This is a genomic window from Pseudomonas sp. D2002, assembly GCF_013385735.1.
In the GTDB taxonomy this organism is placed as follows: domain Bacteria; phylum Pseudomonadota; class Gammaproteobacteria; order Pseudomonadales; family Pseudomonadaceae; genus Aquipseudomonas.
In genome coordinates this window covers 50,409-68,635 of sequence record NZ_JACAPL010000012.1, presented here as the reverse complement: position 1 = coordinate 68,635, position 18,227 = coordinate 50,409, and the positions used below count along the sequence as shown (strand labels likewise).

General features: G+C 60.8%; 13 protein-coding genes and 4 tRNA genes. 9 read left to right on the top strand and 8 right to left on the bottom strand.

The window, feature by feature from the left end; translation table 11 throughout:
- Window positions 1-83: 83 nt before the first annotated feature.
- From HX783_RS22940 to HX783_RS22930, 3 genes are all read left to right on the top strand, one after another.
- Window positions 84-1,274 (top strand): MFS transporter, encoded by a 1,191-nt coding sequence (locus tag HX783_RS22940; RefSeq protein ID WP_177018346.1) that lies wholly within the window; start codon window positions 84-86, stop codon window positions 1,272-1,274.
- Between the two features lie 111 nt (window positions 1,275-1,385).
- Window positions 1,386-2,534 (top strand): TDT family transporter, encoded by a 1,149-nt coding sequence (locus tag HX783_RS22935; RefSeq protein WP_177018345.1) that lies wholly within the window; start codon window positions 1,386-1,388, stop codon window positions 2,532-2,534.
- Window positions 2,535-2,601: 67 nt separating this feature from the next.
- On the top strand, window positions 2,602-4,476 hold the full coding sequence (locus HX783_RS22930) for an MFS transporter (RefSeq protein ID WP_177018344.1): 1,875 nt from the start codon (window positions 2,602-2,604) through the stop codon (window positions 4,474-4,476).
- Window positions 4,477-4,597: 121 nt separating this feature from the next.
- On the opposite strand, the gene sugE is transcribed toward HX783_RS22930, so the two are convergent.
- From sugE to rdgC, 3 genes are all read right to left on the bottom strand, one after another.
- Window positions 4,598-4,912, bottom strand: a complete 315-nt coding sequence (gene sugE / locus HX783_RS22925; RefSeq protein WP_010166396.1) for a quaternary ammonium compound efflux SMR transporter SugE — start codon at window positions 4,910-4,912, stop codon at window positions 4,598-4,600.
- 106 nt (window positions 4,913-5,018) lie between these two features.
- On the bottom strand, window positions 5,019-5,984 hold the full coding sequence (locus HX783_RS22920) for a bile acid:sodium symporter family protein (protein WP_159955155.1): 966 nt from the start codon (window positions 5,982-5,984) through the stop codon (window positions 5,019-5,021).
- A gap of 173 nt (window positions 5,985-6,157) precedes the next feature.
- Entirely contained in the window at window positions 6,158-7,078 is a 921-nt protein-coding gene (gene rdgC, locus HX783_RS22915; RefSeq protein WP_177018343.1) for a recombination-associated protein RdgC, read from the bottom strand.
- 159 nt (window positions 7,079-7,237) lie between these two features.
- Between rdgC and HX783_RS22910 the strand changes: the two genes are divergently transcribed.
- From HX783_RS22910 to HX783_RS22895, 4 genes are all read left to right on the top strand, one after another.
- Window positions 7,238-7,313, top strand: a tRNA-Val gene (locus HX783_RS22910).
- Between the two features lie 19 nt (window positions 7,314-7,332).
- Window positions 7,333-7,409, top strand: a tRNA-Asp gene (locus HX783_RS22905).
- Window positions 7,410-7,585: 176 nt separating this feature from the next.
- Window positions 7,586-7,661 (top strand) — tRNA-Val (locus HX783_RS22900).
- 19 nt (window positions 7,662-7,680) lie between these two features.
- A tRNA-Asp gene (locus HX783_RS22895) sits at window positions 7,681-7,757 on the top strand.
- Window positions 7,758-7,836: 79 nt separating this feature from the next.
- On the opposite strand, the gene HX783_RS22890 is transcribed toward HX783_RS22895, so the two are convergent.
- Window positions 7,837-9,351 (bottom strand): MFS transporter, encoded by a 1,515-nt coding sequence (locus HX783_RS22890; protein ID WP_177018342.1) that lies wholly within the window; start codon window positions 9,349-9,351, stop codon window positions 7,837-7,839.
- A 104-nt stretch (window positions 9,352-9,455) separates the two neighbouring features.
- Between HX783_RS22890 and HX783_RS22885 the strand changes: the two genes are divergently transcribed.
- Window positions 9,456-10,352, top strand: coding sequence for a LysR family transcriptional regulator (locus HX783_RS22885; RefSeq protein ID WP_177018341.1), 897 nt, complete (start codon window positions 9,456-9,458; stop codon window positions 10,350-10,352).
- 296 nt (window positions 10,353-10,648) lie between these two features.
- Window positions 10,649-11,914, top strand: coding sequence for a M10 family metallopeptidase C-terminal domain-containing protein (locus HX783_RS22880; protein WP_177018340.1), 1,266 nt, complete (start codon window positions 10,649-10,651; stop codon window positions 11,912-11,914).
- 157 nt (window positions 11,915-12,071) lie between these two features.
- Here HX783_RS22880 and HX783_RS22875 read toward each other — a convergent pair whose 3' ends face one another.
- The 4 genes from HX783_RS22875 to kdpC all read right to left on the bottom strand — a co-directional run bounded on the left by HX783_RS22875 (window position 12,072) and on the right by kdpC (window position 18,218).
- The gene (locus tag HX783_RS22875; protein WP_177018339.1) at window positions 12,072-12,764 is read right to left on the bottom strand and encodes a response regulator; all 693 of its coding nucleotides are present in this window, start codon (window positions 12,762-12,764) and stop codon (window positions 12,072-12,074) included.
- Entirely contained in the window at window positions 12,761-15,412 is a 2,652-nt protein-coding gene (locus HX783_RS22870; protein ID WP_177018338.1) for a sensor histidine kinase KdpD, read from the bottom strand. Before HX783_RS22870 ends, HX783_RS22875 begins: the two co-directional genes overlap by 4 nt.
- A gap of 76 nt (window positions 15,413-15,488) precedes the next feature.
- A complete protein-coding gene (gene kdpB / locus HX783_RS22865; RefSeq protein ID WP_177018337.1) occupies window positions 15,489-17,558 on the bottom strand; it encodes a potassium-transporting ATPase subunit KdpB in 2,070 nt (689 codons plus the stop codon).
- A 12-nt stretch (window positions 17,559-17,570) separates the two neighbouring features.
- Window positions 17,571-18,218: a K(+)-transporting ATPase subunit C gene (gene kdpC, locus HX783_RS22860; RefSeq protein ID WP_177018336.1), complete on the bottom strand. Its 648-nt coding sequence runs from the start codon at window positions 18,216-18,218 to the stop codon at window positions 17,571-17,573.
- Between the last annotated feature and the right edge of the window lie 9 nt (window positions 18,219-18,227).

The window sequence follows — 18,227 nt, the reverse complement described above, 5'->3', positions numbered from 1 at the left end:
CCTTAACACAAAGAATTTGCTTTAAGCGCTTCCCGGTAGCACACTCTGCAAAAGCAAAATATTAGCTTTAGCGGAGTGTGCATATGCCTAGCGTCATTTCTCAACGTTCCAGCCTGGCGTTCCTGGTCATCACGATGCTGACCTTCCTCGCTGCGTCCAGCGCACCGACGCCGTTGTATCAGGTTTATCAGGACAACCTGCATTTTTCCGCGGCGATGCTGACGGTGATCTTCGGTGTGTATGCCGTGAGCTTGCTGGCGGCGCTGCTGACCGTGGGTTCATTGTCGGATTACCTGGGGCGCAGGCCGGTGATTTTTGCTGCACTGCTGCTTAATAGTGTGGCGATGCTGATGTTTATCAACGCTGACAGCACCGCCTACCTGATTGCCGCCCGAGCGCTGCAAGGTTTTGCCACCGGCACGGCGACGGCGGTGCTGGCGGCGACGCTGCTGGACACCGACCGCCTGCGCGGCCCGATGCTCAACAGCCTCGCGCCGCTTTTAGGCATGGCCAGTGGCGCTCTGGGCAGCGGCTTGCTCGTCGAATACGCACCACGCCCGACCCAGTTGATTTACCTCACGCTGCTGGGCTTGATGGTGCTGCAAGCGCTCTACGTGTGGCGCTTGCCGGAAACCGTCAGCCGCATTCCGGGGGCGTTTAAGTCATTGGCGCCAACCCTGCATGTGCCCGAGCGAGCACGCCGGGCCTTGTGGCTGGCGATGCCGCTGAACGTGGCGGTGTGGGCGTTGGGCGGGTTCTTTTCGTCCCTGGCACCTTCGCTGGTGCGGGCTTCAACCGGCTCGACTTCGCACCTGATCGGCGGCGGCTTGGTGGCAGTCGTGACCCTGAGCGGTGCGGTCATGATTTACAGCCTGCGCGAACACCCGGCAGACAAGGTCATGCGTCTTTCGGCGGTGCTGTTGGCGGTGGGCGTGGCCTTGCTGTTGGTCGCGGTGCAGAGCGCCAGTCTGTGGCTGTTTTTTGTCGCCAGTGTCATCGCAGGCTTCGGTTTTGGCGGCGGCTTCATGGGCAGTGTGCGCAGCATCGTGGGCTTGGCGCTGCCCCATGAGCGCGCCGGTTTGATGTCGGCGTTCTATGTTCTGAGCTACCTGGCGTTCTGCGTGCCGGCGCTGCTGGCGGGTAACCTGAGCCGGGTGTTTGGCCTGATCGCCACCACCGATGGTTACGGCGCCGTGCTGATCGTGCTGGCCCTTGGAGCGCTGGCCGGGTTGCTGCTGCAGCGTGCGGCGCTGGCCAAGGCTGCGATCGAGTGAGTGTCTGTATATTGGTAAAGTAGATAACAGTTAGAGATATTACCCGTTATATAGATATTCGATCAGGTTCTATGATGGTCTCAACCTCATGCGAGGAAGAGGATTACAGACATGACCTGCTCAAGCACCATCAGCTATAAACCGTTCAGTCACTTGACCCGTCCACGGGAAGTGATTCGCCAGTTCACCCCCAACTGGTTTGCCGCGACCATGGGCACCGGCGTGTTGGCCCTTGCCCTGGCCCAATTGCCGATCAATCTGCCCGGCGTGCACGCGATTGCCGAAGGCCTGTGGATGTTCACTGTCGGCCTGTTTGTGCTGTTCAGCGTGTTGTACGCGGCTCGTTGGCTGATGTTTTTCCACGAGGCGCGGCGCATTTTCGGGCATTCCACGGTGTCGATGTTCTTCGGCACCATTCCCATGGGCCTGGCGACGATTATCAACGGCCTGCTGCTGTTCGGCCTGCCGCGCTGGGGCGCCGATGTGGTGCCGTTGGCCGAAGCCTTGTGGTGGCTGGACGTGGCGATGGCGCTGGCGTGCGGCGTGTTGATTCCGTTCATGATGTTCACCCGCCAGGAGCACAGCATCGACCAGATGACCGCCGTGTGGCTGCTGCCCGTGGTGGCGGCCGAAGTCGCCGCCGCCAGCGGTGGCCTGCTGGCGCCGCACCTGGCCGACGCGCATTCGCAACTGGTGATGCTGGTGACCAGCTACGTGCTGTGGGCGTTTTCCCTGCCGGTGGCGTTCAGCATCCTGACCATCCTGATGCTGCGCATGGCCCTGCATAAGCTGCCCCACGCCAACATGGCCGCGTCGAGCTGGCTGGCCCTCGGGCCTATCGGCACCGGTGCGCTGGGCATGCTGTTGCTGGGCGGCGACGCCCCCGCGATCTTCGCCGCCAATGGTTTGCCGGGCGTCGGCGAAATGGCCAACGGCCTCGGCTTGGTGGCCGGCATCACCCTGTGGGGCTTCGGCTTGTGGTGGATGCTGATCGCCGTGTTGATCACCCTGCGTTACCTGCGTGCCGGCATTCCATTCAACTTGGGTTGGTGGGGTTTTACCTTCCCACTGGGCGTCTACGCCTTGGCGACATTGAAGCTCGCCAGCCTGCTGCACCTGGGTTTCTTCAGCGTATTCGGCAGTGTGCTGGTGGCGGCGTTGGCGTTGATGTGGCTGATCGTGGCCTCGCGCACGGTGCAGGGCGCGTATAAAGGCGAGCTTTTTGTTTCACCTTGCATTGCGGGGCTAGCGAATAAGTAAGCGGGATTAGGTAAAGTCGTGGCCTGAAGATCAACAATAGCCTACAGGCCACGCAGGAACACGGACGATGAGCCACCCCTCACAATTCACCTTGCTGCGCACACGGCGTTTTCTGCCGTTTTTCATCACCCAGTTGCTGGGCGCCTTTAACGACAACATCTTCAAGCAATCGCTGATCCTGGCGATTCTCTACAAGCTGACCATCGACGGTGATCGCTCGATCTGGGTCAACCTGTGCGCCTTGCTGTTTATCCTGCCGTTCTTCCTGTTCTCGGCGCTGGCCGGGCAATTCGGCGAGAAGTTCAACAAGGACGCATTGATCCGCGCGATCAAGATTGGCGAGATCGTGATCATGGCCGTGGGCGCCACCGGCTTTTTGTTCAACCACCTGGAACTGATGCTGCTGGCGCTGTTTGCCATGGGCACGCACTCGGCGCTGTTCGGCCCGGTGAAATACTCGATCATGCCCCAGGCCCTGCACGACGATGAGCTGGTGGGCGGCAACGGCCTGGTAGAAATGGGCACGTTTCTGGCGATCCTGGCAGGCACCATTGGCGCCGGGATCATGATGTCGTCCACCCATTACGCGCCAATCGTGGCGACGGCGATTGTCGGCGTGGCGGTACTCGGTTACCTGGCCAGCCGCAGCATTCCGCGCGCGGCGGCGTCTACGCCGCAATTGCGGCTGAACTGGAACATCTTCAGCGAGTCCTGGGCCACCTTGCGCCTGGGCCTGGGGCAGACGCCGGCGGTGTCGCGCTCGATTGTCGGCAACTCGTGGTTCTGGTTTGTCGGCGCGATCTACCTCACGCAGATCCCGGCCTACGCCAAGGAATGGTTGTACGGCGACGAAACCGTGGTGACGTTGATCCTCACCGTATTCTCGGTGGGCATCGCCCTGGGCTCGATGCTCTGCGAAAAACTCTCCGGGCGTAAGGTCGAAATCGGCCTGGTGCCGTTCGGCTCGTTCGGCCTGACGGTGTTCGGCCTGCTGCTGTGGTGGCACTCCGGCGGCTTCCCGCAGAATGTGCAGGCCAACGACTGGCTGGCGGTGCTCGGCTACGGTCAGGCGTGGTGGGTGTTGTTCGATATCCTCGGTTTGGGTGTGTTCGGTGGCTTCTATATCGTGCCGCTCTATGCGCTGATCCAGTCGCGCACCGCCGAGAACGAGCGCGCGCGGGTCATCGCCGCCAACAACATTCTCAACGCGCTGTTCATGGTGGTCTCGGCCATCGTCTCGATCCTGCTGCTGAGCGTGGCCAAGCTGTCGATCCCCGAGTTGTTCCTGGTGGTGTCGCTGCTCAACATCGCGGTCAACACCTACATCTTCAAGATCGTCCCCGAGTTCACCATGCGCTTCATGATCTGGCTGCTCAGCCATTCCATGTACCGCGTGGAGCACCGCAACCTGGAGTTGATTCCAGATGAAGGCGCGGCCTTGCTGGTGTGCAACCACGTGTCGTTTGTGGATGCGCTGTTGATCGGCGGCGCGGTGCGTCGGCCGATTCGCTTTGTGATGTACTACAAAATCTACCGTTTGCCGGTGCTCAACTTTATCTTCCGTACCGCCGGGGCGATTCCGATTGCCGGGCGCAACGAAGATATCCAGATCTACGAAAAGGCCTTTACGCGGATTGCGCAGTACCTGAAGGACGGCGAGTTGGTGTGCATTTTCCCGGAAGGCAAGCTGACCGCGGACGGTGAGATGAACGAGTTTCGCGGTGGCGTGACGCGGATTCTGGAGGAGACGCCGGTGCCGGTGATCCCGATGGCGTTGCAGGGCTTGTGGGGCAGCTTTTTCAGCCGCGATCCGAACAAGGGCTTCTTTCACCGGATCTGGTCGCGGGTGGTGCTGGTGGCGGGTGAGCCGGTGACGGTGGAGGCGGCGACGCCTGCGCAGTTGCAGGAGCGAGTGGGGGCGTTGCGGGGGAGTCTCAGGTAGATGATCGTTCCCACGCTCTGCGTGGGAATGCCGCCATGGACGCTCTGCGTCCGCTTTTAGGGGCGCGACGCGGAGCGTCACAGGATGCGTTCCCACGCGGAGCGTGGGAACAATCTGTTATCTAGGCGCTGATTTTGAGGCCAATAAGCCCACAAATAATCAACGCCACACTCGCCAATCGAAACAACGCCATGGATTCCCCAAACAGGATAATCCCGGCAATCACCGTGCCCACCGCACCCACGCCGGTCCAGATGGCATAGGCGGTGCCCAGCGGCAGTTCTTTCATCGCAAGGCCCAACAGGCCGAGGCTGATGGCCATGGCGGCGATTGTCAGGGCCGTCGGCAGTGGCTTGCTGAAGCCGTCGGTGTACTTCAAGCCGACCGCCCAGCCGACTTCAAACAACCCGGCAAAAAACAGAATGATCCAGGACATGATGACCTCTCTTTTAAAAGTGGGGTCGTCCCCTGAATAAGCGCTCGACAGCGTCGCGAGGTCGTCCCCGCGAAGCTCGGTAGAGTGCCGAAAATTGATCAGGCGATCAAGTTTCGGGTGTATTTGCCAGCGCGCGACGGTCTTCCTTTTCGCTCATGCGGCGGAAGTACGTCGACAGCAGCGCCCCGGAAATATTGTGCCAGACGCTGAACAATGCGCTCGGCACCGCCGCCAACGGCGAAAAATGCGCACTGGCCAAGGCGGCGCCCAGCCCGGAGTTCTGCATGCCCACTTCCAGTGCCAGCGACTTGCGCTGCGCCAACGGCAGCTTGAACAGCCGCCCGGTGAAGTAGCCCAGCAAATAGCCGAAGCTGTTGTGCAACATCACCACGGCCATGATCAACAGGCCCGATTCGGCGATTTTCGCCTGGCTCGCCGCAACGACCGCCGCGACGATGATCACGATGCTCACCACCGACACCAGCGGTAATACTTCCACTGCATGGCGCACGCGCTCGCCGAGCACGCGCTGCGCGATCACGCCGAGCACGATCGGCAGCAGCACCACTTGCAGGATCGACCAGAACAACTCCATGAACGACACCGGCAGCCACGCCGACGCCAGCAGCCAGATCAGCGCCGGCGTGAGCAGCGGGGCGAGGAGGGTGGTGACGGCGGCAATCGCCACCGACAGCGCCAGATCACCCCGGGCCAGCCAGGTCATCACGTTGGACGAGGTGCCACTTGGGCAGCAACCCACCAGGATCACGCCGACGGCGATTTCCGGCGGCAGGTGGAAGGCCTGGCACAGCAACCAGGCCACGCCCGGCATGATCACAAAGTGCGCGACCACGCCCAAGGCCACGCGCCACGGATGGCGGGCAACCTCGGCGAAGTCTTCAAGTTTTAAGGTCAGCCCCATGCCGAACATCACCAGGCCCAGCAACGGCACGATGGCGCCTTTGAGACCGATGAACCAACCGGGCTCAAGGAAGGCGAGCACCGCGAAAATCAACACCCAGTAGGCGAAGGTATTGCCGACGAAGCGGCTCAAGGCAGCGAGTGCGCGCATGGGGGATGTCCTTGTTATTAGTTAAGTTCGGTAACGCGGATGTCTGCTTGGAAACCCAATCAAATGTGGGAGCGGGCTTGCTCGCGAATGCGGTGGATCAGTCAACACTATTCAGTGACTGACACGACGCATTCGCGAGCAAGCCCGCTCCCACATTTTGATCTTCACATGGCTTAAATGCCCTGTGGGGTTTCTTCACCGCCCAACGCTTCAACCAGCGCCGGCAGGAACTCGCCGAACGTCAGCATCATCAGGGTAAAGCTGGCATCCAGTTGGCCCAGGGCTTCGTCGCCGCCGTCCTGTTCCGCCTGGTCTTGCAGCAGGTCTTCGAACTTCAGGCGCTTGACGGTCATCTTGTCGTCGAGCAGGAAGGACAATTTGTCCTGCCAGGCCAGCGACAGTTGGGTCACGACTTTGCCGGTGGTCAGGTGCAGCTGGATTTCTTCGCCGGTCAGGTCCTGGCGCTTGCAACGCACAATGCCGCCGTCTTCGTGGGTGTCGCGCAGTTCGCATTCGTCGAGGACGAAGAAGTCATCGGCCGGTTTCTGGGTGGTGACCCAGCCGGTCATGATTGCAGTTGGCGCAGTTTTGACCGTGAGTGGGCGAACCGGCAGGGTGCCGATCACTTCACGCAGGGTCGACAGCAGGTCTTCGGCGCGCTTGGGGCTGGCCGAGTTGACCAGGATCAGGCCCTGTTTCGGCGCGATGGCGGCGAAGGTCGACGAGCGACGAATAAAGGCGCGCGGCAGGAAGGCCTGGATGATTTCATCCTTGATCTGGTCGCGTTCCTTTTTATAGACCTTGCGCATTTGCTCGGCCTCGATCTCTTCGACTTTCTCCTTTACCGCGTCACGCACCACGCTACCCGGCAGGATACGTTCTTCCTTGCGCGCAGCGATCAGCAGGAAGTCGCCGCTGACGTGAACCAGGGGAGCGTCTTCGCCTTTACCAAAAGGCGCGACGAAACCGTAAGTGGTCAACTCCTGGCTTGCGCACGGGCGTGCCAGTTTGGTGGCCATGGCCGCTTCCAACGCCTCGGCATCAACAGGCAGATCTTGGGTCAGGCGATAGATAAGCAGGTTCTTGAACCACATGGGGTGAGTCTCTCCTTTATACAAAGGGGGGCATTATTCTCTTGATATCGCCTGAGGCCAACCCTGCCTAAGCCATTGGAAGGGCTGAAAAAAAAGATTTAAGAAAGTGCTTGCCAGACCCAGGGTCGCTCCGTAGAATGCGCGCCACACCGAAACGAAGGGTGATTAGCTCAGCTGGGAGAGCATCTGCCTTACAAGCAGAGGGTCGGCGGTTCGATCCCGTCATCACCCACCATTCGCTTCATGTGTTACGCGCAGCGGTAGTTCAGTCGGTTAGAATACCGGCCTGTCACGCCGGGGGTCGCGGGTTCGAGTCCCGTCCGCTGCGCCATATTCGGTCACCTGGAACGCTGAACGCCAGGTCACCACAGAAAGCCCGCTCATTGAGCGGGTTTTTTTTGTCCGAAATATGGCGAAAAATCGCCCGATGAAGTTTTTTTAAATAAATTGCATTTAAATCAACACATTACGATTTTTTGTTGTATGATGCGCCCACACCGAAACGAAGGGTGATTAGCTCAGCTGGGAGAGCATCTGCCTTACAAGCAGAGGGTCGGCGGTTCGATCCCGTCATCACCCACCATTCGCTTCAAGTGTTACGCGCAGCGGTAGTTCAGTCGGTTAGAATACCGGCCTGTCACGCCGGGGGTCGCGGGTTCGAGTCCCGTCCGCTGCGCCATATTCGGTCACCTGGAACGCTGAACGCCAGGTCACCACAAGAAGCCCGCTCATTGAGCGGGCTTTTTTTTGCCTGCGATTCAGCTTAATCGCTCGACGGCGGGTGACGTGTGCATCGGTGCTGCATCGCGTCGGCCAAGAAACGTAAAGACCACCGCCGCCGTGAGCACCGTAAGCCCCGCCAGCCCTTGCAGCAATGTATTGAACCCGGCGATGTAGGCAGTGCGCAGCAATTCCAATGGAATGTTGGCGCTGGCGTGCCGGGTATCTCCCATGACCAACTGCTGGGCGACGGTTGAACCCTGCTGCACAGCACTGGCCGGCAGATGATGCGCGACCAGTGCGCTCAACACTGCCACGGTAATTGCCAGCGCGACACCTTCACTGGCGACCCGAGTTGTATTGAAAATCCCCGCCGCCATCCCTGCACGTTCCTTTGGCACAACACTGATTGCCAGGCCATCCATCAAGCCCCACGGCAACCCGGTACCGATCCCGATGATCAGCATCGCCGCCACGGTCTGCAGGGGTTGGCCGACGTCGGCCAGGCTCAGTCCATACAAACCCACGGCCGCGATCAGCAGGCCAATGGCGCACAGCACGCCCGGCGACAGCCAGCGCGTCAGTGTCGCGGCGAGGATCGGCACCACCAGCATGGGGGCCGACAGCGCCAGCATCATCAACCCGGCTTCAAATGCGCTGGCGCCTTCAACGCCGATAAACCGCAGTGGCAGCAGCACGATCAGGACGATATAGCAGTAACAGGTGCCTATTGGCAGCAACTGCACGCCGATGAAGCGGGGGAAGCGAAACAGGCGCAAGTCCAGCATCGGTTGGCTGGTGCGATGTTCAACGACTATAAACACCAGTAAAAACAGCGCTGCTGCGCCCAGCAGGTAATAGGTGGTCGCAGTGGCCCAACCCCGTTCCGGTGCCAGAATTACCGCGGTGGTCAAGGCCACCAGCGTGGCCGAAAACGTCAACATCCCCGCCAGGTCCAGGCGCAGTGCGTTCGGGTCGCGGCTTTCGCGCATTGTGGGTGCCGCGAACAGCAGTGAAAGCCCCGCGAGCAAGGCCGTTGCGAGGAAAATCGCGCGCCAGCCCCATTGTTCAATCAGCAGTCCCGACAGCAACGGGCCAAACGCCAGACCCGCGCCAAAGGTCGTGCCCAGCAGGCTGAAAGCACGTGTCCTGGCATGGCCATCGAACTCCTGCGCCAGCGCCGCACAGCCACTGGACAACGCAATGGCCGCCGCCACACCTTGCATCCCGCGCAACAGGTCCAGCCAGAGAATGCCCGGTGCCATGGCCAACAGCAGGGAGACTGCGCTAAACAGCGCCATGCCCCACAAGAACAGACGCTTGCGCCCATAGAGGTCGGCGAGCGTACCGGCAGCCATCAACAAGCTGCCGAAACTCAACATGAACGCGTTGGTTATCCACGCCAACTGTGTGGGGCGGGCGGCGAAAGCCTCACCGATAAAGGGCGTAGCCACTGCGCCCCCGGTAAAACTCATGGGTAATACCAGGGCCGCCAGGCAGACTGCGGCCAGGATGGCATAGCGGCCATGGGGGGAGTGGGTTGCAGTGTTCATGGGGGATTCCCGCAGGTCTGGAAAGATAAAGACTCTAGGCGGGATGCAATTGGCGATAAACAGGCCTACATTCCGATCATAACGGACAAAAAGGATGTAATGGCGTGACGGACAATCTCAGCGGTGTAATCGCATTCGTCAAAACGGCTGAAGCCCTCAGCTTTATCGGCGCGGCGCGGGCGATGGGTATTTCCGCGTCGGCGGTGGGCAAAAATGTCGCCAAGCTGGAGGCTGAGCTGAATGTACGGCTGCTGCACCGCAGTACCCGCAAAGTCAGCCTCACCGCAGAAGGCCAATTGTTCTACGAGCGCAGTCGCAAAATTCTTGATGACCTGCAAGACGCCCGCGCCATGCTCTCCCATGTGATGCAGGCGCCACGTGGTAAACTGCGTGTCAGCATGCCCACCATCGGTTATCGCTTTCTCTTTGCGCACATGCTCGCGTTCCGGCAAGCCTACCCGGAGATTGAGTTGGAGCTGGATTTCAACGACCACTTGGTGGACGTGATCGAGGAAGGCTTCGACGTGGTGATCCGCAGCGGCGGGCTGGCCGACTCGACATTGATGGCGCGCAAACTCGGGCCGTTCCGATTTGTGTTGTGTGCGGCCCCAGAGTACCTGCGCACTCACGGTCGGCCGACAACCCTCAGTGACCTTGAACACCACCAGTGCCTGCGTTATCGCTTTGCCAGCACCGGAAAGATCATGGACTGGACCTTATCCGCCAACCCGGCGATCACTCAATTGCGCCTGCCCACAGCGCTGACGTTGAACAATATGGAAGCCATGCTCAGGGCTGCGATTGATGGCCATGGAATCGCCTACGTGCCGGACTTCCTCGCCCGCGAGGCGTTGGCTCACGCACAGCTGGAAACCGTATTGGACGCGCACTCCGACGACCAGGGCCAATTCTGGGCGCTGTGGCCTTCCAGCCGGCACCTCTCGCCAAAAATCCGCGTGTTTGTGGACTTTGCTGCCGAGCGCTTGTTTACACCTCTTTGAATCGGCTATCCGCCCGCACTGGTAATGAAGGGCAGGGGCTGCGCGGAACATATTAATGTTAGTACTTAAGATGTCACAGAGTTTTTAGTGAGTGTTCTAAATGTTCGGAACTAATATATTGATGTAGGGATATTCTGTTGAGAGGAGTTGGCTTTTTGGCTGGTTTGTTGCGGAAGTTTGCCCGGTTTTAGATGTGAAATATCTGCTCAAATTATCCCTGTTTATTTTTTATTTATGGGGTGTGTAAGGTGTGCGTGATGTAAATTTTCCTTTATTAATTTGCGCAGGTGGTTTTTATGAGTATTGGCTCCTCCACATCGACTCCCTCTCCGTCTTTCACCCCGGTTACTCATTCGCCAGCGCCGGGACAAGCAAACGATACCCTACCAGCCTCTCGGAATAACGTGGACACCGCTACGTCCTTTAAGGATAGGGATGGTAATGGGTGGGTAGATATCGAAGTGGATTATGATAGTGGGCCTGGCACACACTTTGAAAATCTTGGTAATCGCGGGTATCAACCGCTTAATGCTGCGCAGAGGCGCGAGTTATACGCTCAGATGAGTGACTTGGGCGTCGATTTACAAGTAAGGTTTCACCGAAAGGGTACTTACGCCACCCCCGATGGGAAGGTAAAGTTTGGGACTTTCAAGCAGAATGAAACACGCTCCAACCTGGTGGTTGGTTATCCATCAACTGACCCAACCAAACCGACCGAGGTTTATATTCGAAGCAACCCTGATAACCCCAAAGATCAGGCTTTCCTGGCGCCTACCGGGAATAACAGAGGGGGGAATTTGCTTGCTCGCGCGTTGTTGTATTCATTGGGCGTACCTGCTCGTACACCTGCGGAGGGTGAACCTGACTCCAGAGGTTACAGCGTTCACAGTCGAAATTCGGAAATGACTACAGGTCAAGACTTTAAAGATAAGGCTGTCTCGCGTCCGCAAGAAAAAGATTACGAGCGGTTGATCTCCGCTTACAAATTAAATACAGACATTTCCGGGGCTGAATATCTGATTGGTAACCTGGGGCGTGATAATAATCCTGCGACGATGGTCATAGTGAACGGGTTCGGTCATGATTCCCTCGATGCAACAGGTGATACGCATGATCAAGTTATCGATATGCATTCCGGGGCGCGCTCTAGTGTAGGCGGATTTAAGGGGAACGTAGTGATTGCGTCCCACGCGGTCATTGAGGATGTTAAGACGGGGTCGGGGACTAATAGGGTGGTTCCGAATGCCGTGCCTAACACGATTACTTTAGGGGCAGGCAGTAACACGGTTGCCTTTCAACATCTGTCGGACTCCACCCCGGACAAGTTTGATACTGTCGTCGGGTTTAAAACCGGCGTGGACAAAATAGATATCAGTGCTTTTGCTACTTCTCAAGGCAGTACGCAATATGCTGTGCCTAATGGCTCTCACCTGGAAATTCAATCAGGTGCGGCGGGCGAGACGTATGTGTTGTACTGGAAGGAATTTGTTACTCGTGACAGTCAAGCACCCGATTTTAAAGTGCGGGCGGACGGCGTCCAACAGCGCGATATCATTACATAATTGCCTTTAATGGCGGGAGCCTGTTGTTAATGGCTCAGCGGCGGATGCTCTCCTGTCTGATCGGAGGGCGCCGCCAATTCAGGCTATAACCGCCCAGGCAACATCTGATGGCCCTGGTGTGCCGTATCGACCCAGAGCCAGGTGAGCGAGTATTTTCCTATAACCCCATCAACCGATACCCCACCTGCAACTCGGTAATAAAGTGCTTTGGCTGCGCCGGGTCCGCTTCCAGCTTTTGCCGCAAATGCGCCATGTGCACGCGCAAATAGTGGGCGCGGTCGACGTAATCCAGCCCCCACACGTCCAGCAATAATTGCCGATGCGTCAGCACTCGGCTCTGGCCGCGAATCATCGCGCAGAGCAGGCGGTATTCGATGGGCGTGAGGTGCACCGGCTGGCCCTGGCGCCACACCTCGTGGGTCGACAGGTCGACTTCAATCTCGCCAAACGCCACTTTGCTGGTGGCCGCCACGGCGCCGGTCTGCCCATGCCGGCGCAATTGCGCGCGGATGCGCGCGAGCAGCTCGGGCACGCCGAATGGCTTGGTCAGGTAATCATCCGCGCCGGCGTCGAGCGCGGCGACTTTTTCTTCTTCGCGATCACGCGCCGACAGCACCAGGATCGGTACCGCCAGCCAGCCGCGCAACTCGCTGATCAGTTGTTTGCCATCGCCGTCCGGCAGGCCGAGGTCGACGATCACCAGGTCCGGCTGGCGGCTGGCAGCATGGATCAGCGCGCGCTTGACGCTGTCGGCTTCGAATACCTGAAAACCCTCATCTTGCAGGGCTATCCCGACAAAGCGGCGAATATTGGTTTCGTCTTCAACAATCAAAATGCGTGCAGTGCTCATAGGGCTTCCATGGGCGGCGGAGTGCCCGCCGGTAACGTGATGATGAAATGCATGCCGCAGGCATCGCCGGGGTTGGCGTGGATGCGCCCGCCATGGGCCTCGACAATGCGTTTGGCCAGCGCCAGGCCCAGGCCGATACCGGCGACGGACGACTCCTGCTGGCCGCGCGCGAAGGGTTCGAACAGGTTCGCCGGCGCTTTACCCGGGCCGGTGTCGCTCACCTCCAGCACGATGCTGTCTGCCACTGCGCGTGCGGCGACAGTAATGGCGGTGCCCGGCGGGGTGTACTTGGCGGCGTTGTCCAGCAGGTTGACCAGCACCCGTTCGATCAACAGCGCGTCGATGTCCACCAGGGGTAATGTCGGGTCCAGCAGGGTGTGCACGCGGTGTCTCGCCAGCGGCTCACGCAACTGGCGCAACGCACTGCCGACGATTTCTTCCAGCGAATGCCATTGCCGGTTCAGGCGCACGCCGCGTTCCTGCATGCGCGCCATGTCCAGCAGGTTTTCGATCAGGCGCTGCATCGACGTGGCCTGTTCGTGAATGCCATTGAGCAATTCGGTCAACGGCCCCGGTGGCGCGTGGGGCAGGGCGGTGTCGGCGGCGCCGATCAGGGTAGTCAACGGTGTGCGCAAGTCGTGGGAAATCGCGGCGAGCAGGGTGTTGCGCATCTTCTCGCCTTCCATCTGCACCAGCGTGCTTTGCGCCACTTCGACGAAGTGCACGCGCTCCAGCGCAATTGCCAGCTGGCTCATGCAGGCTTCCAGCAAGCGACGTTCCTGTGGGTCATTCAGGCGCTCGCTTTGCGCCAGCTCCAGCACCAGCACGCCGCGCACGCGCATCGGCGCTTTGAGCGGCAAATAGCAACCTTTGGCCGCCGACAACGTGTCGGTGCCTTGGCCGGCGGCTTGGCCGTGGTCGTAGGTCCATTGCGCGATGCTGTCGTCAATCGGCAGCCCGCTGGCACTGACGCTGTGCACGCCATCGGCCGCGTCCGGCAGTGCCAGGCCGACCCGTGCTTCGAACACGCCGCTGAAAGTGCGCAGGGCCACCTCGCTGATGTGCTCCACGGTCAACGCCGCCGACAGGTCGCGGGCCAGCCGCGCCAACGAGGTCGCGCGGCGTTCGCGGGCGGCGGCGGTGCGCGCTTCGTGGCGCAGGCGCGCGGTGAGTTGCCCGGTGATCAGGGCGATGCCAAGCATCAACGCAAAGGTGAAAAAATACTGGGTGTCATTGACGGTGAACGAGTAGCGCGGCTGCACAAAAAAGAAGTCGAAACACAACACCGCAAGCATCGCCGCCCACACGCCGGGGCCACGGCCAAAACGCAGGGCTACCAGCACCACCGTGAGCAAAAACAGCATGACCACGTTGGCCAGGTCGAACACTTGCAGCAGCAAAGCCGCGATGGCGCTGGCGGCGAAGCAGGCGAGGGTAGCCCACAGGTAGGCCAGGGCTCGGCCCGGTGCAGGCGTCGACTGTTTGATCGCAGGCGTTGGCCCAGGCAATACGCCGTGGGCGATCACGATCTGATCGATTTGCGGATGGTGCCGGCTGATCCGGTCGCTCACCGACGGGTGCCAGAACCGCCAGGCCCGGCGCGGGTGGTGGCCGAGCACCAGGCGATTGGCATTTTGTTCGCGGGCGCAGGCGGCCAGGGCTTCGGCCACGTCCATGCCCGGCAGCGTCGCGGTGTCGGCGCCGAATTCAGTCGCCAGCGCCAGGGTCTTCATCGCCGTCAGGTAACGCCTGGCGCCGCGCCCTTGGTGGGTGGCCACATGCACGACGATCCAGTCGGCTTCGAGTTTTTGTGCCAGCCGCGCGGCTTCACGCACCAGGCGTTCATCACCGGTATCTCCGGCGATGCCCACCAGCAGCCGCTCGCGAGCCGGCCAGAGGGTTTTGATCGACTGTTCGCGGCGGTACACGCGCATTTGCGTGTCGACCCGATCCGCCGTGCGCCGCAACGCCAGCTCGCGTAACGCCAGCAGGTTGCCCTTGCGGAAAAAGTGCTGCGAGGCGCGCGCCGCCGCAGGGCCCAGGTACACCTTGCCGTCCTTGAGACGTTGCAAAAGATCGTCGGGCGGCAGGTCGATCACCACCACGTCGTGAGCGTTATCGAACACATGATCCGGCACCGTTTCGCGTACGCGAATGCCGATGATGCCGCTGACCAGATCATTCAGGCTTTCCAGGTGCTGAACGTTGAGCGTGGTCCACACGTCAATGCCCGCGCTGAGCAGTTCTTCGATGTCTTGCCAACGTTTGGGGTGGCGCGAGCCGGGCACGTTGCTATGGGCCAGCTCGTCCACCAGCACCAAGGCGGGGTGGCGGCGCAGGGCGGCGTCGAGGTCGAATTCGCTGAGGGCGAACTCGCGGTGCAGCAAGGTGGCGCGGGGCAGTTGTTCCAGGCCTTGGAGCAACTCGGCGGTCTCGGCACGGCCGTGGGTTTCTATCACCCCGGCGAGCAGGTCACGGCCAAGGGCGACTTCGCGTTGCGCCGCCGCGAGCATGGCGCAGGTTTTGCCGACGCCCGCGTTGGAGCCGAAGTAGATACGCAATTTGCCGCGCAAGGCGGCCTGTTCTTCCAGCTGTACCCGGGCCAGCAGGGCGTCGGGGTTGGGGCGCTCATCGTTTAATGCGGGCATGTCATTCCTGTTGAATACAACACAGTTAATTGTGGGAGCAGGCAAGCCAGCTCCCACATTTGAGTGATGGTGTGGCTTACACCAGCCCCAACCCACTCAGCAGCATGTCGATCAGCTTGATCCCGGCAAACGGCACCAACACACCGCCCAGGCCATAGATCAACAGGTTGCGATTGAGCAACGCCGCCGCGCCGATGGCGCGGTACGTCACGCCGCGCAACGCCAGTGGAATCAACGCGACAATGATCAGCGCGTTAAAAATCACCGCGCTGAGAATCGCTGAGTTGGGGCTGCTCAGGTGCATCACGTTCAACGCGCCGAGCTGCGGGTAGGTGGCGACAAACGCCGCCGGGATGATTGCGAAGTACTTCGCCACGTCATTCGCCACGCTGAAGGTGGTGAGAGCGCCACGGGTCATCAGCATCTGTTTGCCGACCTCGACCACTTCGATCAGCTTGGTCGGGTTGCTGTCGAGGTCGACCATGTTGCCGGCCTCTTTCGCCGCCTGGGTGCCGCTGTTCATCGCCACCGCCACGTCGGCCTGGGCCAGCGCCGGTGCGTCGTTGGTGCCGTCGCCGGTCATCGCCACCAGCTTGCCCTGGGCCTGGTAGTCGCGGATCAGTTGCAGCTTGTCTTCCGGGCGGGCCTCGGCGAGGAAGTCATCCACGCCGGCTTCCACCGCAATCGCGGCGGCGGTGAGGCGGTTGTCGCCGGTGATCATCACGGTCTTGATGCCCATGCGCCGCAGTTCGGCGAAGCGCTCCTTGATACCGCCCTTGACCACGTCCTTGAGTTCGACCACGCCCAGCGCCTTGGCGCCGTCGCTGACCACCAGTGGCGTGCTGCCGCGCCGCGACACTTCATCGACTTTGGCCTGTAACGCTGCCGGAAAACTCCCACCCAAGGCTTCGATGTGGTTGCGAATCGCATCCGCCGCGCCCTTGCGAATCGTCCGGCCTTCGGGCAAATCGACGCCGCTCATGCGGGTTTGCGCGGTGAAGTGCACAAAGCTGGCGCCCAGGGCGTTGATGTCCCGTGCGCGGATGTCGAATTTCTGCTTGGCCAGTACCACGATGCTGCGGCCTTCCGGGGTTTCGTCGGCCAGGGACGCGAGTTGCGCGGCGTCGGCCAACTCGGCTTCCTTCACGCCGGGTGCCGGTAAAAAGCTGCTGGCCTGGCGGTTGCCCAGGGTGATGGTGCCGGTCTTGTCCAGCAGCAACACATCGACATCACCCGCCGCCTCGACCGCACGGCCCGAGGTGGCGATGACATTCGCCGACATCATCCGGCTCATGCCCGCCACGCCGATGGCCGAGAGCAGGCCGCCGATGGTGGTGGGGATCAGGCACACCAGCAACGCCACCAGCACCGTGGCGCTGATCACGCTGCCGCTGCCGCTCATGGCCACGGCGAAGATTGAGTAGGGGCTCAGCGTGGCGATCACCAGCAGGAACAACAGGGTCAGGCCCACCAGCAGAATCGTCAGGGCGACTTCGTTGGGCGTTTTCTGGCGCTTGGCCGATTCGACCATCGAGATCATGCGGTCCAGAAACGATTCGCCAGGGTTGACGCTGATGCGCACCACCAGCCAATCCGACAACACCCGCGTGCCGCCGGTGACCGAGGAAAAGTCGCCACCGGCCTCGCGAATCACCGGGGCCGACTCACCGGTGATCGCGCTTTCATCCACCGAGGCCACGCCTTCAATCACCACGCCGTCCAGCGGCACCAGGTCACCGGCTTCGATCAACACCACGCTGTCTTTGCGCAGCAGGCTGGCTTCCAATGGCAGCCAGGCCGCGCCGTGGCGCGGCTGCTGCAGCAACTTGGCCAGGGTCTGGCGTTTCATCCCGCGCAGGCTCGCGGCCTGGGCGCGGCTGCGACCTTCGGCCAGAGCTTCGGCGAAGTTGGCGAACAGCACGGTGAACCACAGCCATAAGGTGATGCTGAGGATAAAACCACTGGGCGCTTCACCTTTGCCGCCCAGGGATTGGAACCACAGCAGCGTGGTGAGGATGCTGCCCAGGTACACCACGAACATCACCGGGTTTTTCCATTGGGCCTGGGGCAGCAGTTTCTTCAGCGCGTCGATGCCGGCAGTCAGCACGATGCGTTGGTCAAACAGGGGTAAACGAGCATTCTTCATGGGGGCAATCTCTTACTCACTGACCGCAATAGAGGGCTGACGCGCATCCAGCGCCAAGTTGAGTTGCAGCACATTCACCCGTGGCTCGCCGAGCAGGCTGAGGGTGCGCGCGGCGGTGTGGTCGTTGAGCAGTTGCAGCAGGTCGGTTTCAGGGATGTGGCGCAAGCGTGCGACCCGCGCCAATTGCAGGCGGGCGTTGGCCACCGAGATGTGTGGGTCCAGACCCGAGGCGGAGGCGGTGACCGCGTCGACCGGCACCGGGGCGTCTGCGGCCAGGCCGTTGTCCTGGCGATAGGCCTTGGCACGTGCGGCGACCTGGTCCAGCAGTTTCTGGCTGGTCGGGCCGAGGTTGCTGGCGCCGCTGGAACCGGCGTTGTACGGCTGCGCAATGCTCTTGCTCGGGTCTTGCGGGTCGGCGCCGAGGGTCATGCTTGGGCGGCCCTGGAAGTACTCGGGCTTGGCGAAGTTCTGGCCGATCAACGCCGAGCCGATCACCAGACCATCGCGCTCAATCAAAGAGCCCTGGGCCTGAAACGGGAACAGCAATTGCGCGGCCACGGTGGTGAACGCGGGGTACGCCAGCCCGGTCAGCAGCATGAAAAACACCGCCGACACCAGCACTGGGCGCAGCAGCCCTTTGAATATCGATTGAGTCGTCATCAACAGGTC

Coding starts and splice junctions, on each gene's coding strand:
- HX783_RS22940 (WP_177018346.1), top strand. CDS start 84: ATGCCTAGCGTCATTTCTCAACGTTCCAGCCTGGCGTTCCTGGTCATC.
- HX783_RS22870 (WP_177018338.1), bottom strand. CDS start 15,412: ATGCCCGCATTAAACGATGAGCGCCCCAACCCCGACGCCCTGCTGGCC.
- HX783_RS22935 (WP_177018345.1), top strand. CDS start 1,386: ATGACCTGCTCAAGCACCATCAGCTATAAACCGTTCAGTCACTTGACC.
- rdgC (WP_177018343.1), bottom strand. CDS start 7,078: ATGTGGTTCAAGAACCTGCTTATCTATCGCCTGACCCAAGATCTGCCT.
- HX783_RS22890 (WP_177018342.1), bottom strand. CDS start 9,351: ATGAACACTGCAACCCACTCCCCCCATGGCCGCTATGCCATCCTGGCC.
- kdpB (WP_177018337.1), bottom strand. CDS start 17,558: ATGAAGAATGCTCGTTTACCCCTGTTTGACCAACGCATCGTGCTGACT.
- kdpC (WP_177018336.1), bottom strand. CDS start 18,218: ATGACGACTCAATCGATATTCAAAGGGCTGCTGCGCCCAGTGCTGGTG.
- HX783_RS22880 (WP_177018340.1), top strand. CDS start 10,649: ATGAGTATTGGCTCCTCCACATCGACTCCCTCTCCGTCTTTCACCCCG.
- HX783_RS22920 (WP_159955155.1), bottom strand. CDS start 5,984: ATGCGCGCACTCGCTGCCTTGAGCCGCTTCGTCGGCAATACCTTCGCC.
- HX783_RS22875 (WP_177018339.1), bottom strand. CDS start 12,764: ATGAGCACTGCACGCATTTTGATTGTTGAAGACGAAACCAATATTCGC.
- HX783_RS22930 (WP_177018344.1), top strand. CDS start 2,602: ATGAGCCACCCCTCACAATTCACCTTGCTGCGCACACGGCGTTTTCTG.
- sugE (WP_010166396.1), bottom strand. CDS start 4,912: ATGTCCTGGATCATTCTGTTTTTTGCCGGGTTGTTTGAAGTCGGCTGG.